Annotated in this window: 17 protein-coding genes; 5 read left to right on the top strand and 12 right to left on the bottom strand. The window is 69.4% G+C overall.

Translation table 11 applies throughout. From position 1 onward, the window contains the following. The 3 genes from EQG76_RS20995 to EQG76_RS21005 all read right to left on the bottom strand — a co-directional run. Positions 1-1,746: FUSC family protein (locus EQG76_RS20995; protein WP_159716283.1), on the bottom strand; the 1,746-nt coding region annotated here is incomplete at its 3' end. A gap of 5 nt (positions 1,747-1,751) precedes the next feature. Continuing rightward, positions 1,752-2,207: a MarR family winged helix-turn-helix transcriptional regulator gene (locus EQG76_RS21000; RefSeq protein ID WP_159716284.1), complete on the bottom strand. Its 456-nt coding sequence runs from the start codon at positions 2,205-2,207 to the stop codon at positions 1,752-1,754. Positions 2,208-2,300: 93 nt separating this feature from the next. After that, positions 2,301-2,546: a hypothetical protein gene (locus EQG76_RS21005; protein ID WP_159716285.1), complete on the bottom strand. Its 246-nt coding sequence runs from the start codon at positions 2,544-2,546 to the stop codon at positions 2,301-2,303. Positions 2,547-2,672: 126 nt separating this feature from the next. Here EQG76_RS21005 and EQG76_RS21010 point away from each other — a divergent pair, with 126 nt between their 5' ends. Further along, positions 2,673-3,593, top strand: coding sequence for a transcriptional regulator GcvA (locus EQG76_RS21010; protein ID WP_159716286.1), 921 nt, complete (start codon positions 2,673-2,675; stop codon positions 3,591-3,593). Between the two features lie 18 nt (positions 3,594-3,611). Here EQG76_RS21010 and EQG76_RS21015 read toward each other — a convergent pair whose 3' ends face one another. The 4 genes from EQG76_RS21015 to EQG76_RS21030 form a co-directional block, all read right to left on the bottom strand. Beyond that, positions 3,612-3,989 carry a response regulator gene (locus EQG76_RS21015; protein ID WP_159716287.1) on the bottom strand — a complete coding sequence of 126 codons (378 nt, stop codon included), beginning with the start codon at positions 3,987-3,989 and terminating at the stop codon, positions 3,612-3,614. Between the two features lie 139 nt (positions 3,990-4,128). After that, complete coding sequence (locus EQG76_RS21020) at positions 4,129-4,893, bottom strand: Crp/Fnr family transcriptional regulator (protein WP_159716288.1); 765 nt, start codon at positions 4,891-4,893, stop codon at positions 4,129-4,131. A gap of 42 nt (positions 4,894-4,935) precedes the next feature. Beyond that, positions 4,936-5,787 (bottom strand): ParB/RepB/Spo0J family partition protein, encoded by an 852-nt coding sequence (locus tag EQG76_RS21025; RefSeq protein WP_159716289.1) that lies wholly within the window; start codon positions 5,785-5,787, stop codon positions 4,936-4,938. Then, on the bottom strand, positions 5,762-6,520 hold the full coding sequence (locus EQG76_RS21030) for a ParA family protein (protein WP_159716290.1): 759 nt from the start codon (positions 6,518-6,520) through the stop codon (positions 5,762-5,764). The genes EQG76_RS21025 and EQG76_RS21030 overlap by 26 nt, the downstream gene beginning before the upstream one ends. Positions 6,521-6,728: 208 nt before the next feature. Here EQG76_RS21030 and EQG76_RS21035 point away from each other — a divergent pair, with 208 nt between their 5' ends. The 4 genes from EQG76_RS21035 to EQG76_RS21050 all read left to right on the top strand — a co-directional run bounded on the left by EQG76_RS21035 (position 6,729) and on the right by EQG76_RS21050 (position 10,995). Further along, positions 6,729-7,601 carry a shikimate dehydrogenase gene (locus EQG76_RS21035; protein ID WP_159716291.1) on the top strand — a complete coding sequence of 291 codons (873 nt, stop codon included), beginning with the start codon at positions 6,729-6,731 and terminating at the stop codon, positions 7,599-7,601. A 42-nt stretch (positions 7,602-7,643) separates the two neighbouring features. Then, the gene (locus EQG76_RS21040; RefSeq protein WP_159716292.1) at positions 7,644-8,438 is read left to right on the top strand and encodes an SDR family NAD(P)-dependent oxidoreductase; all 795 of its coding nucleotides are present in this window, start codon (positions 7,644-7,646) and stop codon (positions 8,436-8,438) included. Between the two features lie 91 nt (positions 8,439-8,529). Beyond that, on the top strand, positions 8,530-9,930 hold the full coding sequence (gene sthA, locus EQG76_RS21045) for a Si-specific NAD(P)(+) transhydrogenase (RefSeq protein WP_159716293.1): 1,401 nt from the start codon (positions 8,530-8,532) through the stop codon (positions 9,928-9,930). A 75-nt stretch (positions 9,931-10,005) separates the two neighbouring features. Continuing rightward, positions 10,006-10,995 (top strand): aldo/keto reductase, encoded by a 990-nt coding sequence (locus EQG76_RS21050; protein WP_159716294.1) that lies wholly within the window; start codon positions 10,006-10,008, stop codon positions 10,993-10,995. Here the strand turns inward: EQG76_RS21050 and EQG76_RS21055 are convergent. From EQG76_RS21055 to EQG76_RS21075, 5 genes are all read right to left on the bottom strand, one after another. Then, on the bottom strand, positions 10,979-12,169 hold the full coding sequence (locus EQG76_RS21055; RefSeq protein WP_159716295.1) for a carboxylate-amine ligase: 1,191 nt from the start codon (positions 12,167-12,169) through the stop codon (positions 10,979-10,981). The genes EQG76_RS21050 and EQG76_RS21055 overlap by 17 nt on opposite strands. 98 nt (positions 12,170-12,267) lie before the next feature. Next, on the bottom strand, positions 12,268-13,458 hold the full coding sequence (gene chrA, locus EQG76_RS21060; RefSeq protein ID WP_159716296.1) for a chromate efflux transporter: 1,191 nt from the start codon (positions 13,456-13,458) through the stop codon (positions 12,268-12,270). Position 13,459: 1 nt separating this feature from the next. After that, positions 13,460-14,434, bottom strand: a complete 975-nt coding sequence (locus EQG76_RS21065; RefSeq protein WP_159716297.1) for a potassium channel family protein — start codon at positions 14,432-14,434, stop codon at positions 13,460-13,462. After that, the gene (locus tag EQG76_RS21070) at positions 14,424-14,897 is read right to left on the bottom strand and encodes a GFA family protein (RefSeq protein ID WP_159716298.1); all 474 of its coding nucleotides are present in this window, start codon (positions 14,895-14,897) and stop codon (positions 14,424-14,426) included. The genes EQG76_RS21065 and EQG76_RS21070 overlap by 11 nt, the downstream gene beginning before the upstream one ends. 71 nt (positions 14,898-14,968) lie before the next feature. Then, positions 14,969-16,095: MATE family efflux transporter (locus EQG76_RS21075; protein ID WP_159716299.1), on the bottom strand; the 1,127-nt coding region annotated here is incomplete at its 5' end.

The following is a 16,095-nucleotide window of genomic DNA, read 5'->3' on the forward strand; positions in this document are numbered from 1 at the left end:
CTCCATGATGTTGAGGCCGGCGCGCAGGTCCGCCAGCACGGCGTCGGTATCCCGGACCTCGCCCCCGGCACCAGCTAGGCGCGGTGCCAGCAGGCCCAGCCGGTCGACCACGCGGCGGATCAGCCGGTGGAGGTCCTGGCCCTGCTCCCGGCTGGCCGCGCGTGCGATGTCCCGGCGGCCCGCGCGCAGCAGGCGCCTTGCACTCTGCTCGGCGCCGATCGAGCGCAGGATCGCGGTGACGGCAGTGGCAGCGAGCACGCCCGCAACCGTGGCCAGCGCATTGTTGGTGAAGGCGGCGAAGTCCGCGTCGAAGCGGGACTGCAGGGCCAGCATCATCGGCACGTTCGCCGAGACGGTAAAGCCGGCCAGGCCCCAGCTTGCGGTGGCCATGAATGCGCCGCTCACTAGGAGGGTCGGCGCCAGCACCAGGGCCAGCCCCTCGAAGTCGGTCACCATCGGCAGCACGGCGAACTGGTAGGCCAGGACCAGCACGAGGGACAGGCACAGGAACAGGGTGAACCGCCGGAGCATCGGCACCGGATTGTCCATGGTCGCAAAAATCGAGCAGAACACCGCACCCATCTGCGCGGCCGTACCCCCTTCCTGCCAGCCGGTCGCGATCCAGAAGACGCAGCAGACCAGCGTGCCCACCATGGCGGCCACGCCCGAAAGGGCTGCCATGCCGACATCGCGGTGCAGGTCGTCGTCGCCGGCATAGCGGGACGACATGCGCAGGTGGGAAGGCAGCCCTTCTCTGCCCGCCATGATGTCCTGGCGGAGGATCAGGCAGTCGCTCCAGATGTCGATCAGATCATCCAGGCGGGCGCACAGGCTGGCCTGGAGCAGCCGGTCCCAGTCCCGCGGCTGCTCTGGCCTGAGCGCCGCGATCCCCTGGCGCAGCCGATGGGCCTCCGCCGCCGGCGCATCCAGGCCCTGGCCGATCCAGGCGGCGATCGCCTCCAGCAGGGCCGCCATCTCTGGAGAGGGCGGGCCTGCTGTCAGCCGGTCGCGCAGGGCCGACAGGATCGGCAGGAGTGCGATCATGCGCTGCTGGAGCACCCGCATCTGCCGGGCGGAGTGCCGGTAGCGCGAGGTGTCGTAGGCGAGATGGGTGGACAGCGCGACGAGGTCGACGGTGTCCGCGGCCAGCCTGCGGCGGTCCTGCTCGGCCGTGCTGCCGCTGCTCTGGCGCAGCAGCACGTCGTTCGCCCAGCGACCGGCATCGGCCAGCCAGCGGTCGATCCGGCCGGTCACGATCGGGCCGACATGGCGGGGGAACAGGACCCGGCTGACCAGGGCCGAGCAGAGAATGCCGAGCGTGATCTCCAGGGTCCGGGCCAGGGCCGTGTCGAACACCAGGGCCGGCTCCCTGACGGAGGAAAAGCCGATGATCGCCGCGGTATAGCCGGCCAGCATGAACACGTAGGAGCGTGGCGTGCGGTCCAGCAGGCTGACGAACAGGCAGGCACCCACCCAGATGGCCAGGGCCAGGCAGAGCAACTCTGGCGCATCGATGAGGTTCGGCACCAGTGCCACAGAAGCGACCGCGCCGATCAGGGTGCCCAGCACGCGATAGACCGCCTTGGAGGTCACGGCACCGGCCAGCGGGTGGGCGACGATATAGACCGTGCCCATCGCCCAGTAGGGCTTGGGCAGGTCGAGGCTGAGCGCCACCCACAGCGCCAGCAGGGCCGCCAGGAAGGTCTTGACCGAGAACAGGAGTTCAGTGCGCCCGAGGCCGGCCACGCTGCTCATCCCGCCTGGTCGGCGGGGCGCAGCAGGATCTGCTCGATCCGCTGCAGCACCGACATGGTGACTGCGAGCTCCTCCGCAGGAATTTCGGACAGGATCCGCTGGCGGAACACCACCACCACCTGGTCGATCTCGCGGGCCCGGTCCCGGCCCGCCTCGGTCAGGGACAGGATCTTCGCCCGCCGGTCGCCCGGATCCTCGCGGCGGGTGATCAGCCCCTCGGTAACCAGCCGGTCGATGATCCGAACCAACGATGGCCCTTCCAGGGACAGTTCCTCGGCGAGCGCGCCCGGCCGCTGATGGTCGCCCAGTCGGTGCAGCGTGAGAAGCGGCAGGGCGGTGGCCTGGGACAGGCCGCACTCGGCCAACGCCTGGTCCACGGCGCGCCGCCAGTAGCGGCCCACATGGATGACGAGCTGGCCGAAGGTGCTGTGGCTGACGAGATCGTCCTGCATGGGCGGGGAGATAGGCGCCCATCACTTAGGCTGCAAGTAGATAGCATGTTAAGTATCATGCAGAGGGCAGCGCGGCTTCCCTGCCCTCCCGTGCTAGATCATGCGCCGCCACAGCAGGGCGTTCGGTTCGCGTGACGCTTCCATGAGGCGCAGTTCCTGCATGCGCGCCTGTTCCGCGGGCGGCACGCCGATGTCCTGCCACTGGAACTGGCTGAGACGTCCGATCTCCGTGCTGCCTGGCAAGCCGCTGCCCAGGCGGCGCCGAATCGCGCTCAGTAAGGTGAGCAGCCTCGGCCGGCTGGATACCGGCACGTAGGGAACGGTGATCTGGGTTGCCATCTTCAACTTGCCTTTCAGTTCAAGTTAGCCCCCAAAGCGGAGATTACCTCTTGTACTCCAGGGTTGCCCAGCGAGCGCTTCTTGAAGCAACATCAAGCTGAAATTGGCAATCGGGACAGATCGGCCATGGCGAGATTCATCCCCGGGCTCGGCATGCTCCGGACCTTCGAGGCCGCAGCGCGGCACCTCAACTTCACCCGGGCCGCGGAGGAGCTCGACGTCACGCCGGCGGCGGTGAGCGCCCAGATCCGCAGCCTTGAGGAGGTGCTGGGCGTGCGGCTCCTGTGGCGCACCAGCCGCAGCGTGCGCCTGACCGAGGCGGGCGAGGTGCTGCTGGAAGCGGTGGGCGATGCGCTGGACCGGATCGGCCAAGCGGTCGACCGGGTCAGAGCGCCGTCCGGGCGGCCGAGCCTGAAGATCAGCACCGGCTTCTCCTTCGCCGCAAAATGGCTGGTGCCCAGGCTGGAGCGCTTCCGCCGCCACCATCCCGATCTCGACGTGCGGCTCGACGTCAGCGAACGCCTGGCCGATTTCCTGCGCGACGAGGTCGACGTGGCGATCCGCTTCGGTGCTGGGGTCTACCCGGGCCTGCGGAGCGACCGCCTGTTCGATGAACACGTCTTCCCGGTTTGCAGCCCGCGCCTACTGGACGGCGACCCGCCGCTGCGGGTGCCCGACGACCTGCGCCATCACGCCCTGATCCACGAGGCCTGGCAGTCACAGGACGGCAGCTGGCCGGACTGGCGCATGTGGCTCCTGGCGGCCGGCCTTGAGGACATCGATCTCGGCCGCGGCCTGCATGTCCAGCAGAGTGCGCTAGCGATTCAGGCGGCAGTGGACGGTCAGGGCGTGGCGCTGGGCAACACCAGCTTGGTGGCCGACGATCTGGCCGCCGGTCGCCTCGTCCAGCCGTTCGCCCTCTCGCTCAGCGTGCCCGGCTTCGCCTACTATCTAGTGGCGCCCAGGCGCAGCGCCGATCGCCCGGTGGTGCGCGCCTTCCGGGACTGGCTGATGGCCGAGGTTCGTGGCGGTCCCGCCCGGAGCTGAGGCCCCTCCCTTGCTGGCCTAGGAAGCCTCCCGGTCCAGATAGGGCTTGAGCACCAGAAGCAACTGCTCAGGGTCATAGGGCTTGGCGATGATCGGCAGGTCCTTGAGGTCTGGCGGGATCGGCAGCTCGGCGCCATGGCCCGTGGTGAACACGCAGGCCGTGCCCTCGCGCTGCAGTCGGTCCGCCAAAAGGAATGAGGTCCCATCCCGCAGCTCGATGTCCATGACCGCCACGGTCGGCCGCTGCCGGTTCACGAAGGCCTCAGCCTCAGCCAGGGTCAGCGCGGCATCCACCCGGCCGGCGCCCAGCCGGTGCAGCGTCATGCTGGTGTCGAGCAGGATGATCGGATCGTCCTCGACCAGCAGGATGACCAGTTCGGCGGATCCCAACGTCATGCAATTGGCCTCTGCCCGTCGCCAACGAAGCGCCCCGGCTGATCAGACAGTGGAAGAAGAAGCACGGAACGGGTCGTGCTGTCTGTGCACTAAGTGACATTTCCCCTGGTTGCTCACCTGTTTCTGGCGAGTGCCCCGCTCAGCGCCGTGGGGCGACCTCGGGCAGGATCCGTCGGAAGTGCCGGTGCACGCTAGCATGGCAGTCGCAGGCCGCGGCTTCCAGACCTTCGTGGCTGTGAATGATGATCCGGCCCCTCGCCTGGCGGATCAGGCCGCGTTGGCCGAGATCGCGCAGCGTCCGCGTCATGGTGGTGCGTTGCACGCCCAGCATCTGGGCGAGGAGTTCCTGGGTGATCTCCAACTCGTCGCTCCCGGCGCGATCCATGGCCGAAAGCAGCCAGCGGCAGCAGCGCTGGTCGAGCGGGTGCAAGGCATTGCAGACCACCGACTGCAGAACCTGGGCCAGCAGGGCATCGGCATAGCGGGCGAACAGGTCGTGCAGCCTCGGGCTCTTGGCTTTGGCCGCCTCCAGCCGTGCGGTGTCGATCCGCAGGCAGCTGCCCGGCAGCTGAACGATCGCGCGCGCGAACGCCGGCTTGTGGCCGGCGCTCACCACCCCGCCGATCGCCCCTTCCCTGCCGATGGTCGTGGCCTCGGCGACCGAGCCGTCGGCCATCACCAGGACCAGGGTCGCCATCATGCCCAATAGCGGGAAATAGGTGCTCACCACGTCATCCCCGCTGTCGACTAGCAGGGTGCCAGCCTCCAGCTCGACGACGTCGGCACCGGGCAGCAGGAGTTCCTGTTCCGCCGGGGAGAGCGTGACCAGGAGCCGGTTCTGCGCCAGCCGCTCCAGGGCGGCAGCGGGCAGATGGGAGGAAGGCTGGGGTGTTGCGGCGGCCATCGCGCTAGCTCATCCGACGTCGGATGAAGTGCGGGCGGGCGATCACGGGTTCCTGCCGAGCAGGCTGCCGATCCGTTGCCAGACCTGCTCCAGCGTGGCGCGGGTGACCTCGTCCAGTTCCCGCGCCTGGACCGCCTCCAGCGTACTGAGCAGGCGCCGGCCGCTGTCGCCCACGATCCGCACGGCCGGGACCGCGGGTGCCGGCCGCGAGGGTGCCGGGACCCGCCTGGCCGCACGTACCTGCCGTACTGTCGCCAAGCCCTGCTTGGCGAGATCCCAGAGCCGGAGCTGTTCCGCCTCGTCCTGGACCTGGGCGAGCTCGACCAGTAGTGACCGGCCGAGCCCGGGCACGCCGGGATACTCCGCGCGGATCCGCTCGGGCAGCCGGGCCAGGGACAGAAGCGCCGACACAGTGTTCTGCTTCTTGCCGACCGCCCTGCCCACCTCGTCCTGGGTCCAGCCCTTGTCCTGCATCAGGCGCAGGATCGCAGCCGCCTCCTCGAACGGGCCCAGCTGCTCGCGCTGCAGGTTCTCGACCAGCGCCAGCTCCAGCGGGTCGCCGTCGCTGACGATCGCAGCGATGGTGCTGCGGCCGAGCGCACCGGACGCCCGCCAGCGGCGTTCGCCAGCCACCACAATGTAGCGGCCGGGTGTGGCGGCGCGGCGGACCAGGATCGGCTGGAGCAGGCCATGCGCCTCGATCGAGGCAGCCAGCTCCTCCAGTGCCTGCGGGTCGAAATGGCGGCGCGGCTGTTCCGGGTCCGGGTCGATCGTCGCCAGGTCCAGTTCCACGATCTTCGGCAGGTCAGCCGAGGTCCGGAACAGCGCATCGGTAGCGATCCGGTCGCGCAGGGTCGGGCGGGCCGGCTTAGCGGATTTCGCGTTCGATCGCATCGGCGACCTCCTCGATGCCCCGGATGATGTCGGCGCGGATCTCGTCCGGCGCAGAAGTGACCGATGCCCGGTCGAAAGCGGTGGTGCGCCGGACCGGGGCGAACACCCGGTGCTTGGCACCCACCGCCGCGGTCAGCTCCTCCAGTGCCTCCCGGTCGTGCCGGTTGCGGGAGTCGTGGATGGTCGGCAGCAGGCCCAGGATCGCCAAGCCGGAATTGAGCCGGGCCCGGATCCGGTCGATCGTGTCGAACAGCAGCGACACGCCCATGATCGAGAGATAGTCGGTCTTGACCGGCACCAGCACCTGGTCGGCCGCTGCCAGCGCGTTCACCGTCAGCAGGCCCAACGAGGGCGAGCAGTCGATCAGGATGACGTCGAACCGGTTGGCCAGAGGAGCGAGCTTGTCGCGGACCAGGGTGGCGCCGTTCCACGCGGCGACCAGCTCGCTCTCGGCAGAGGCTAGGCGGATCGAGGCCGGCAACAGGGTAGGCGCCTCGCCGAGCAGGACCTTGTCGACGGGCTGGCGATCGAACAGCAGCGCATGAAGGGTCTGGTCGCGCCCTTCCAGAATCCGCGGGTCATGACCGGCATAAACGGTCAGGCTGGCCTGCGGGTCGTCGTCGATCATGAGCACGCGCCGGCCACGCCGGGTCAGGGCATGGGCCAGATGGAAGGTCGTGGTCGTCTTGGCGACGCCGCCCTTCTGGTTCGCGATCGCGATGGTCACCGCCATGTGGACGTCCGGAGCCTCTCGATCGGTGGAGCCAGCCCGATCGCTACGCGGGCACCGGTGCCGCCGCAAGTGGCCTGCGCATCCGACGTCGGATGAAGTGGCGCACCGGCCACGCTATCCGACGTCGGATGAAGCTTGCCGTGTCTCGACGCCGGCCGAAGGACGTGGCACCTGCGGTCGAGCGGCCGGAAAGGCGGGGGAAACAGGCATGGCGATCAGTGGTGCGGCGCGCGTGGCAGGGGTGATGGGCTGGCCGATCGCACACTCGCTCTCGCCGCTGCTGCACGGCTACTGGTTCGAGCGCTACGGCATCGACGGCGCCTATGTCCCGTTCCCGGTCCGGCCGGAGGATGCCGTCGCCGCGATCCGGGCGCTGCCGCTGCTGGGCCTGCGCGGCTGCAACGTCACCCTGCCGCACAAGGAAGCGGCCTATGCCGCCGTGGATCGCCACGACGAGAGCGCGCGGCGCATGGGCGTGGTCAACACCGTGATGGTGCAGCACGACGGCAGCCTGCTGGGTGCCTGTACCGATGGCATGGGCTTTCTCGCTAACCTGGCCGAGCAGGTGCCTGCCTGGCGCCCGGGGCAGGGCAAGGCAGTGCTGATCGGGATCGGCGGCGCGGCTCGGGCAGTCGCGGTCACGCTGCTGGATGCCGGGGTGCCGGGCCTGCGCCTGGTCAACCGCACGCTGGCCAAGGCGGAAGCGCTCGCCGCTGAGCTCCAGGCGATGTTCCCCGACGCCGCCATCAGCCCGCTCGGCTGGCCAGAGCGGGCAGGGGCACTCGATGGTGCCGGGCTGCTGGTGCAGGCGACGGCACTTGGCATGAAGGGCCAGCCCCCGCTCGACCTGAAGCTGGACGCCCTGCCAACCACCGCACCAGTGGCCGATCTGGTCTACACTCCGTTGGAAACCGACATCCTTCGCCATGCCCGGCGGCGCGGCCACCCAGTGGTGGATGGGCTAGGCATGCTGCTGCACCAGGCCGTGCCCGGCTTTCGCCACTGGGGCGGTGTGACGCCGGCGGTGGACGCCGAGACGCGCCAGGTGGTCGAGGCAGCGCTCCGGCAGCGCAACCATTGACGCAACCGCCGGCGACGATGCCGGTCAGAGGGAGGACGACGGATGGATTTGGGCCTGCGCGACAAGGTGGCGGTGATCACCGGAGGCAGCATCGGGATCGGCCTGGCGATCGGCCATGGCTTGGCGGCCGAGGGCGCGCATGTGGTGGTAGCGGCGCGCGACGGGGAGCGTGCTAAGTCCGCCGCCGACGAGATCGCCGGCCGCCATGGCGTGCGCACCCTGGCGCTAGGGGTCGACGTGGCGACCGCTGCCGGCTGCGAGACGATCGTCCAGGAGGTCGAGAAGGCCTTCGGCGGCGCCGACATCCTGATCAACAATGCCGGGACCGGCAGCAACGAGACGATCCTGGAAGCACCCGACGACAAGTGGCAGTACTACTGGGATCTGCATGTCATGGCCGCCGTCCGGCTGGGCAGGGGCCTGGCGCCGCAGATGATCCGGCGCGGCGGCGGCGTGGTCCTGCACAACTGCTCGATCTGCGCCACCCAGCCCTTGTGGTACGAGCCAATCTACAACACCACCAAGGCCGCCCTGGTGATGTTCTCCAAGAACCTCGCCAACGAGCTCATCCCGCACAATATCCGGGTCAACGCGGTCAATCTCGGCCTCACCCTCACGCCCGACTGGGTCAAGACCGCGACCCAGCTCACCGAGGGCACTGGCCGGACTTGGCAGGATTATATTCAGGGAATCGCCGACGAGTTCGCGCCGATCAAGCGATTCGCCAGCCCGGAGGAGGTGGCAAACTTCTTCGTGTTCCTCTGCTCGGACAAAGCCACCTACAGCGTCGGCTCCACCTATTATGTCGATGGCGGGATGCTGAAGACCGTCACCTGAACCACCGGCTGTGCCTGTTCCTTCATCACGGTGGCACAGTCCTTGCCTATCATCCGGGCAGCGAGGGGGGCGCTGCCCGGAGCGATGAGCAATGCATTTCGATCTGATCGTCATCGGTAGCGGCCCCGCCGGGCGCCGCGGCGCCGTCCAGGCCGCCAAGCTCGGCAAGGACGTGCTGGTGGTGGACAAGGGCCGCCGGGTCGGCGGCGTTTCGGTCCATACCGGCACCATCCCGAGCAAGACCCTGCGCGAAACCGTCCTGAACCTGTCGGGCTGGCGCGAGCGCGGCTTCTATGGCCGTTCTTACCGGGTGAAGAAGGAAATTTCTGCCTCCGACCTCTTGAACCGGCTGCACATCACCCTGAACCACGAGGTCGAGGTGCTGGAGCACCAGTTCGCGCGCAACCGGGTGACCACGCTCACCGGCGCTGCCCGCTTCCTCGACCCGCACCGCGTGGAGGTCGCGACCGCCTCGGGCGAACGGCTGACGATCTCGGCCGACCGCTTCCTGCTGGCGGTCGGCACCTGCCCGCATCGGCCGGACCATATTCCTTTCGATGGCCGCAGGGTCCTGGACAGCGACCAGATCCTGGAGATGGACCGGCTGCCGCGTCGCCTGGCGGTAGTGGGGGCAGGGGTGATCGGCGTCGAGTACGCCACCATCTTCAGCGCGCTCGACGTGCCGGTCACCCTGATCGAGCCGCGCCCGGCCATGCTGGAGTTCATCGACCAAGAGCTGGTCGAGGACCTGGTCCACCAGCTGCGCGACCGCGGCACGACCCTGCGTTTCGGCAGCAAGGTCACCGCGATCGACACGCCGGCGGACGGGCCCTGCATCGTCCGGCTGGAGAATGGCCGGGTGGTCCAGGCCGACATGGTGCTCTATGCTGCCGGCCGCACCGGCGCCACGGCCAGCCTGGAGCTGGAGGCCTGCGGGATCGAGGCGGATGCGCGCAGCCGCCTCACCGTCGATCCCAGGACCTTCCAGACTAGCCAGAAGCACATCTACGCCGCAGGCGACGTGATCGGCTTTCCGAGCCTGGCCTCGACCTCCATGGAGCAGGGCCGGCTCGCCGCCTGCCATGCCTTCGGCGTGGCCGCGCACGAGGCGCCGCGCTTCTTCCCCTACGGCATCTATTCCGTGCCGGAGATCTCGACGATCGGGCTCACCGAGGCGGAGGTGCGCCAGCAGGGCATCCCGTACGAGTGCGGCATCGCCCGGTTCCGGGAGACGTCGCGTGGCCAGATCATGGGGCTGAACGCCGGCATGATGAAGCTGATCTTCGCGCTCGATGGAAGCCGCCTGCTCGGCTGCCACATCGTGGGCGAGGGGGCGACCGAGCTCGTCCATATCGGCCAGGCGGTGATCAACCTTAACGGGACGCTCGACTACTTCATCCAGAACACCTTCAACTACCCGACCCTGGCCGAGGCCTATAAGGTGGCGGCCCTGGATGCCTGGAACCGGATGCCGAGGGGTAGCGGCCGCTAGAAGGGGAGGGGCCTTTACCTGGCGGCCCGCGTGACCCAACTGGTTCGGGAACGCTCGCCGGTACGGAGAAGGCAGTTGGAACAGCGGGAACTCGGCAAGTCGGGCCTCAGGATCGCGCCGCTCGTGTTCGGCGGCAACGTGTTCGGCTGGACTGCCGACGAGCGGACCTCGTTCGACCTGCTCGACCGTTTCGTCGACGCCGGCCTGAACGCAATCGACACGGCCGATGTCTATTCGGTCTGGGTGCCGGGCCATCAGGGCGGCGAATCCGAGACGATCATCGGCAACTGGATGAAGTCGCACAACGCGCGCGACCGGGTCGTGCTCGCCACCAAGGTCGGCATGGACATGGGCGCCGGGCGCACCGGGCTGAAGGCCGCCTGGATCGCGGAGGAGGTCGAGGCCTCGCTGCGCCGGCTGCAGACCGACCATATCGACCTTTACTTCGCCCACCAGGACGACCTGGACACGCCGCTCGAGGAAACGCTGGAGGCGTTCGCCCGGCTGGTGCAGGCCGGCAAGGTCCGGGCGATCGGCGCCTCCAACTACGAGGCCCCGCGTCTTGCCGAAGCGCTCGAGCTCTCGGCGAAGAACCGCTGGCCGCGCTACGAGGTGCTCCAGCCTCACTACAACCTCTATGACCGGCTGGCCTACGAGGTGGCGCTGGAGGAGGTCGCGAGCGAAGCGGGGCTCGGGGTGGTCACCTATTTCTCGCTGGCCCGGGGCTTTCTGACCGGCAAGTACCGCAGCGAGGGCGACCTCTCCAAGAGCGTGCGCGGCCAGGCACTGGCGGGCAACTTCGAGGAGCGGGGCCTGCGCGTGCTGGCAGCGCTCGACGAGGTCGCGGCCGAGACCGGCAGCACGCCCGCCCAGGTGGCGCTCGCCTGGCTGATGGCCAGGCCCTCGGTCACCGCACCGATCGCGAGCGCCACCAGCCTCGCTCAGCTCGACGAACTGATCGGCGCCGTCCATCTCCGGCTCGACGCGGATGCGCTGGAGCGCCTGGACCACGCGAGCACGCCGAAGCTGCTGGAGGAGTCGGAGAAGATCATCGCCAACGAGTGACGGGCCCACGAACGATGGGTGGGCCAGGCGGCCTCACGCGGCCTTGGTTGCCCTCCACCGTGAGCCGCACCAGCTCGTCCACCACGCTGACCAGCGCCTCTCCCTCCGGCAGGTTGTCCTCCCGGCCGGTGGACCATGCGGCGAGCTGAACTTCCGCACTGGTGCCGCGGGCGACGATGTCGTTGGCGCGGCGCAGCTCCACCCCGCAGCCCAGCTCGTCGGCATCCGCCTGGAGCTCCTCGACCAGCTCGGCCACGATGGTGCGCACCGGCACCAGCCGGCCGCGCTTCAGGCAGGCGATCTCCGCCTCCACGCCGGCGAGCTGCACCCGCCACCGGTTCTCCTCGGTGATCAGCCTCTGGAAGCGGTGCGGCTCCGGCTCCTCGGTGCGGGCGAACATTGCCAGCAGCGACTGGTAGAGGGCGGCCAGCGTGAGCGTGTCCTCCAGCCTTGTGCAGATCTCGGCGATCCGCAGTTCCAGCGTCGGCTGGCGCAGGCTCGGGCGCAGGTACCACCAGATCTTGGAGGGATCCGTGCACAACCCGGTCGAGGCGAACAGCTCGGTGAAGGCCTGCCATTCCGCCCAGTTGGCCATGACCTGCGGGATCCCAGTGCGCGGGAACTCGCCGAAGATGGTGGGGCGGAACGCCTTCATCCCCGTGGCATGGCCCTGCCAGAACGGCGAGGAGGTGGAAAGCGCCAGGAAGATCGGCAGGTAAGGGATCAGCCGGTTCATCACCCGGATGCGCCGGTCCTTGTCCTCGATCCCCGCATGGATGTGCATGCCGCAGACCAGGGCACGGCGCGCCACCATCCGGTAGTCCTGCGCGATCTTGCGGTAGCGCGCCCCCTTGCTGGTCACCTGGTCGTCCCAGCGCGAGAAGGGATGGGTGGAGCTTGCCACCGGCGCCATGCCGTAGCGGCGCGCGATGGTCGCGATCGTGCCGCGCAGCCGCACCAGCTCCCGGCGCGCTTGGCCGACCGTCCGGCACACCCCGGTCGCAATCTCGATCTGCGACTGGAGCAGCTCGCCCGTGACCTGGTCGCCCAGGGCCTTGCGGCACTCGGCGAAGAACCGAGGGTTGCGCCTGGGCACCAAGGCGCGGGTCTCTAGATCGACCAGCAGATACTCTTCCTCGATGCCGAGCGTGTGGCGGACCGGCTTGCTGCTCATCGTCTGCACGTTCTTCGGGCCTGGCCCGGCACCGCTGCCGGACGTCCGGTCAACTTGGCGGATGCCCCACGGTTCCGTGTGAAATGGGCAGGGCCCGGTCAGAGGCTCCAGGCGCTCAAAGCCATGCCCCCAGCGGCTGCCGTCGCCACCACCAGCCAGACCGGCAGCCGCCAGATCGCCAGCAGGAGGAACAGCAGCATGGCTAGGGCGAAGTCGGCTGGGCGGTGGATGCTCGACACCCAGACCGGGTCGTAGAGCGCCGCCAGAAGGATGCCGACCACGGCCGCATTGATCCCGGCCAGGACCGCGCGCACATGCGGGCGGCGGCGCAGGCTCGCCCAGAAGGGCAGGGTGCCCAGCACCAGGAGGAAGGAAGGCAGGAAGATTGCGCCGAGGCAGAGCAGGCCGCCCGCGATACCGTTCGGTGCCGGATGCAGTACAGCACCCAGATAGGCGGCAAAAGTGAACAGCGGCCCCGGCACGGCCTGGGCCATGGCATAGCCGGCCAGGAACTGGTCGGGATCCACCCAGCCGGGTGCCACCACGGCACTCTGCAGGAGCGGCAGCACGACATGGCCGCCGCCAAACACCAGGGCGCCGGCGCGATAGAAGCGGTCGAAGATCGCGAGCGCGGTGCTGCCCGTGCCTTCGGCCAGGAGCGGCAGCCCCAGGAGCAGGAGCACGCAGAGCAGCAGGGCGCCCGCCGCGAGACCGGCCGGGATCCGCACCAGCAGCGTCTCTCGCTGACCGGCAGGGGCCTCCCGCGGCAGGAGCAGGCCGACCGCACCGCCGAGCATGATGGCGGCGAGCTGCCCGCCTGAGCCTGGTGCCAGGAGCGCCAGCACCGCCGCGGCAGCGGCCAGGCTCGCCCGGACCCGATCCGGGCAGAGGCTGCGCGCCATGCCGTCGACCGCCTGGGCCACCACCGCCACCGCCATGATTTTGAGCCCGCGCAGCCAGCCGGCCGAGCCCGGATCCACGTCGGTGACCAGCAGAGCGAACAGGATCATGAGCAGGGCAGATGGCAGGGTGAAGCCCAGCCAGGCTGCCCCCGCACCAGGCAAGCCGGCGCGCAAGAGGCCGATCCCCATGCCGACCTGGCTGGAGGCGGGACCCGGCAGGAACTGGCACAGCGCCACCAGGTCGGCATAGGCAGCCTCGCTCAGCCACCGGCGGCGGACCACGAACTCCTCGCGGAAGTAGCCCAGATGGGCGATGGGTCCGCCAAACGAGGTGAGGCCCAGGCGGAAGAACACCGCCAGCACTTCGACCGCCGGGTGCCGAGTCACGTCACTCCTTTTCGGCCGGGCGCAGCGCTGCCGCTTCCTGCTCCTCTTCGCGCCATTCCAGCTCCGGGTCGTAGGCGGCGATCTCGGAGAAGGCGAACAGCAGCAGCACCACGCCGAAGATGATCTCCGCGATCACCAGCAGCCGGGCGAACGCGTGGAGCGGGGTGATGTCGCCATAGCCGATGGTGCTGAGGTTGATGAAGGAGAAGTAGATGGCATCGGGCAGGGCGAGCTTGCCGGGCGTGCCGCCGATCGCGAAGGCGGGTTCGCTCGCCACATGGTCGAGCATGGCGAACAGGGCGGCGAAGACGATGCCGATCAACAGGTAAACGATCACGAAGGCGAACACCGGCACGATCCGGGCCTGCATCCGCCGCAGGAAAATCCGGAACAGGAGTCCGGTCTCGTTGAGCAGGAACACGACATCCGCCGCGAACCCGAGGCAGAGCGCTCCGGTCAGCCCCGCCGCACCCAGGAGCGTCAGCGTCACCGACGCGGGGTGCTCGTCCGCCGGGAGCAGGACCACGGCCACGGCACCGGCCAGCGTGCAGGCCCCCAGCCAGACCAGGCCGCGCTGGAGGATCCGCCGCGTCGCGCGGCGCTGCGGGCGCTGGAGCTGCGCCAGGATCGCCGGCCGCTGCCGGGCGATGCCGATCACGAGACCCAGGATCGGCAGGAAATAGGCGAGCGCCTCGCCCAATGGGTAGGCGCGGCGGAACAGCGACATACAGGCAGCGGCGAATAGGCCGGTGTAGATCGCGATGCAGATGGCGAGCGTCACGGTAATGCCGGTGGTGCCGGGCACCAGCCTGCCGACGGCCAGCATGCCGCCGCCCGCCGCGGCCAGCATCAGCAGCACGAGTATGGGCCGGTGCAGGCCCACCGAGCCGCCGATCAGCAGGAGCATGACCAGGCTCAGCACGAGGCCGCCGGTGAGGATGGCAGGCCGGTGCGGCCCATGCGGCTCAGCCGGCAAGGGCCGCACCGATCCTAGCCTTGACCCGGTCGGACCAGACCAGCTCGCTGTCGTATTCACCGGCAAAGCAGGGCCGGTCGTCCGGCAGCACGACCCAGGGATGCCGAGTCGCGGTGAAGCAGTGGATGTCCGGAACCATGGCCTCGGCCTCATCCAGGATGCCGACCGGCACGATCGCGATCCGGTCACCCAGGAGGGAATGGTTGCTCCAGAGCATCGCCCGGCAGGTCCAGCAGCGGTGCAGCTTCTGCCCGGCCGGCAGCGCGGAAGGCGTGTGGACCGCTTCGGGGTCCTGGCCCGTGAGCGTGATCCGGTCCAGCTCGATCATGGCGTTGACCGCGAACGGCGCGCCGGTGACCCGCTGGCAGAACCGGCAATGGCAGGCATGGGTGAGGATGGGCTCGTCTTCCAGGCGCAGGCGCACGGCACCGCACAGACAGCCGCCCTCGAACGTCCTGGCCATCGCTCTTGCCCCCTGGCTCTCCCGCGCGTGGGCGCGACCCTGTCAGGCGGGCCCGGCACTGCCAAGCCCGGTCAGCGCCGCACCAGCCGGAGCAGGCTCCTGCCGTCCTCCCGGCTCGGCAGGAGCAGATCGCGCAGGCTGGTGCCGAAGATCCGGTGCCAGGCAGCCAGCACCGCCACCGCCACCACCGCCTGGCCCAGCGTATAGGCGACAGCGGCGCCCGGCACGCCGTGGAGCGGGGTGAGCCACCAGGCCAGCAGCCCGTGGATCAGCGTGCCCGGCCCGAAGATCACCAGGCCGAGCTTCGCCTGGCCGCGCGCCGAGAGGCCCGGGAACAGCATGCTGGCCTGGCAGCCCAGTACCGCGCCCGGCAGCATCAGCCGCAGCGACGGCGTCTCCGCGGCATAGGTTTCGCCCAGCAGCAGCGTGAGCAGGTAAGGTGCCAGCACGGCCACTAGCACCGCGAACAGGGCCATGGCCAGCGTCAGGAGGCGCACCAGCCGGATGGTGGCGCGCGCCCCCTGGCCGTCCCGGTCCTGCTGGACGCCATGGGCGAACACCGCGACCCCTACCGCGGTCGCGAGCTCCGCCAGGAGCTCGGTCATCCTGAGCGCGCCGACATAGCGGCCTACCAGCTCAGGGTTGCCCACCGCGGTGACCGCCCAGATGCCGACCCGGCCGAACAGCATCACCCCGATGATCCCGAACAGGAACGGCAGGCCGCTCAGCACCAGGTCGCGCCCGAGCGCCAGGGAGGGCCGGGGCAGTGGCCGCAGGCGCCAGAGCAGCTGGCCCGTCAGAACCAGCGCACCGCTCCATTGCGCCGCCACCAGGATCAGGAGTGCTGCCTCCAGGTCGAGCCGGCCGGTGACAAAGGCCGGCACGGTCAGGGCGAGCAAGACGGCCCGCACCGCGAGTTCGCCCACGTTCAGTTCCGCCACCCGCTTCAGCCCGAGCAGCGGCCCCTGCAGGGTTCGCATCACCACCTGCGGCGGCGTGACCATCGCGGCGCTCAAGAGCAGGCTGCTGCCCAGCTCGTAGCCGGCCAGCGTGCAGGCATACCAGGTAGCGGCAGCACCCAGCGGCATCACCACGAACAGGAGCGCCATGGCGGTGCTGGCGACCGCACCGGCCGGCACGCCTCGCTGCCCGATCGCATAGGCGCCGGCCTGGCGCACGCCCAGGTCGAGTGCGACGG

Source organism: Geminicoccus flavidas (genome assembly GCF_009806515.1).
GTDB classification, from domain to species: Bacteria; Pseudomonadota; Alphaproteobacteria; order Geminicoccales; family Geminicoccaceae; genus Geminicoccus; species Geminicoccus flavidus.

Bases quoted from the DNA above. Each gene is read 5' to 3' on its own strand.
- EQG76_RS21030 (WP_159716290.1), bottom strand. From the start codon at position 6,520: ATGGCGGTGACCATCGCGATCGCGAACCAGAAGGGCGGCGTCGCCAAG.
- EQG76_RS21010 (WP_159716286.1), top strand. From the start codon at position 2,673: ATGGCGAGATTCATCCCCGGGCTCGGCATGCTCCGGACCTTCGAGGCC.
- EQG76_RS21005 (WP_159716285.1), bottom strand. From the start codon at position 2,546: ATGGCAACCCAGATCACCGTTCCCTACGTGCCGGTATCCAGCCGGCCG.
- EQG76_RS21035 (WP_159716291.1), top strand. From the start codon at position 6,729: ATGGCGATCAGTGGTGCGGCGCGCGTGGCAGGGGTGATGGGCTGGCCG.
- EQG76_RS21000 (WP_159716284.1), bottom strand. From the start codon at position 2,207: ATGCAGGACGATCTCGTCAGCCACAGCACCTTCGGCCAGCTCGTCATC.
- EQG76_RS21055 (WP_159716295.1), bottom strand. From the start codon at position 12,169: ATGAGCAGCAAGCCGGTCCGCCACACGCTCGGCATCGAGGAAGAGTAT.
- EQG76_RS21040 (WP_159716292.1), top strand. From the start codon at position 7,644: ATGGATTTGGGCCTGCGCGACAAGGTGGCGGTGATCACCGGAGGCAGC.
- EQG76_RS21070 (WP_159716298.1), bottom strand. From the start codon at position 14,897: ATGGCCAGGACGTTCGAGGGCGGCTGTCTGTGCGGTGCCGTGCGCCTG.
- EQG76_RS21015 (WP_159716287.1), bottom strand. From the start codon at position 3,989: ATGACGTTGGGATCCGCCGAACTGGTCATCCTGCTGGTCGAGGACGAT.
- EQG76_RS21025 (WP_159716289.1), bottom strand. From the start codon at position 5,787: ATGCGATCGAACGCGAAATCCGCTAAGCCGGCCCGCCCGACCCTGCGC.
- EQG76_RS21020 (WP_159716288.1), bottom strand. From the start codon at position 4,893: ATGGCCGCCGCAACACCCCAGCCTTCCTCCCATCTGCCCGCTGCCGCC.
- sthA (WP_159716293.1), top strand. From the start codon at position 8,530: ATGCATTTCGATCTGATCGTCATCGGTAGCGGCCCCGCCGGGCGCCGC.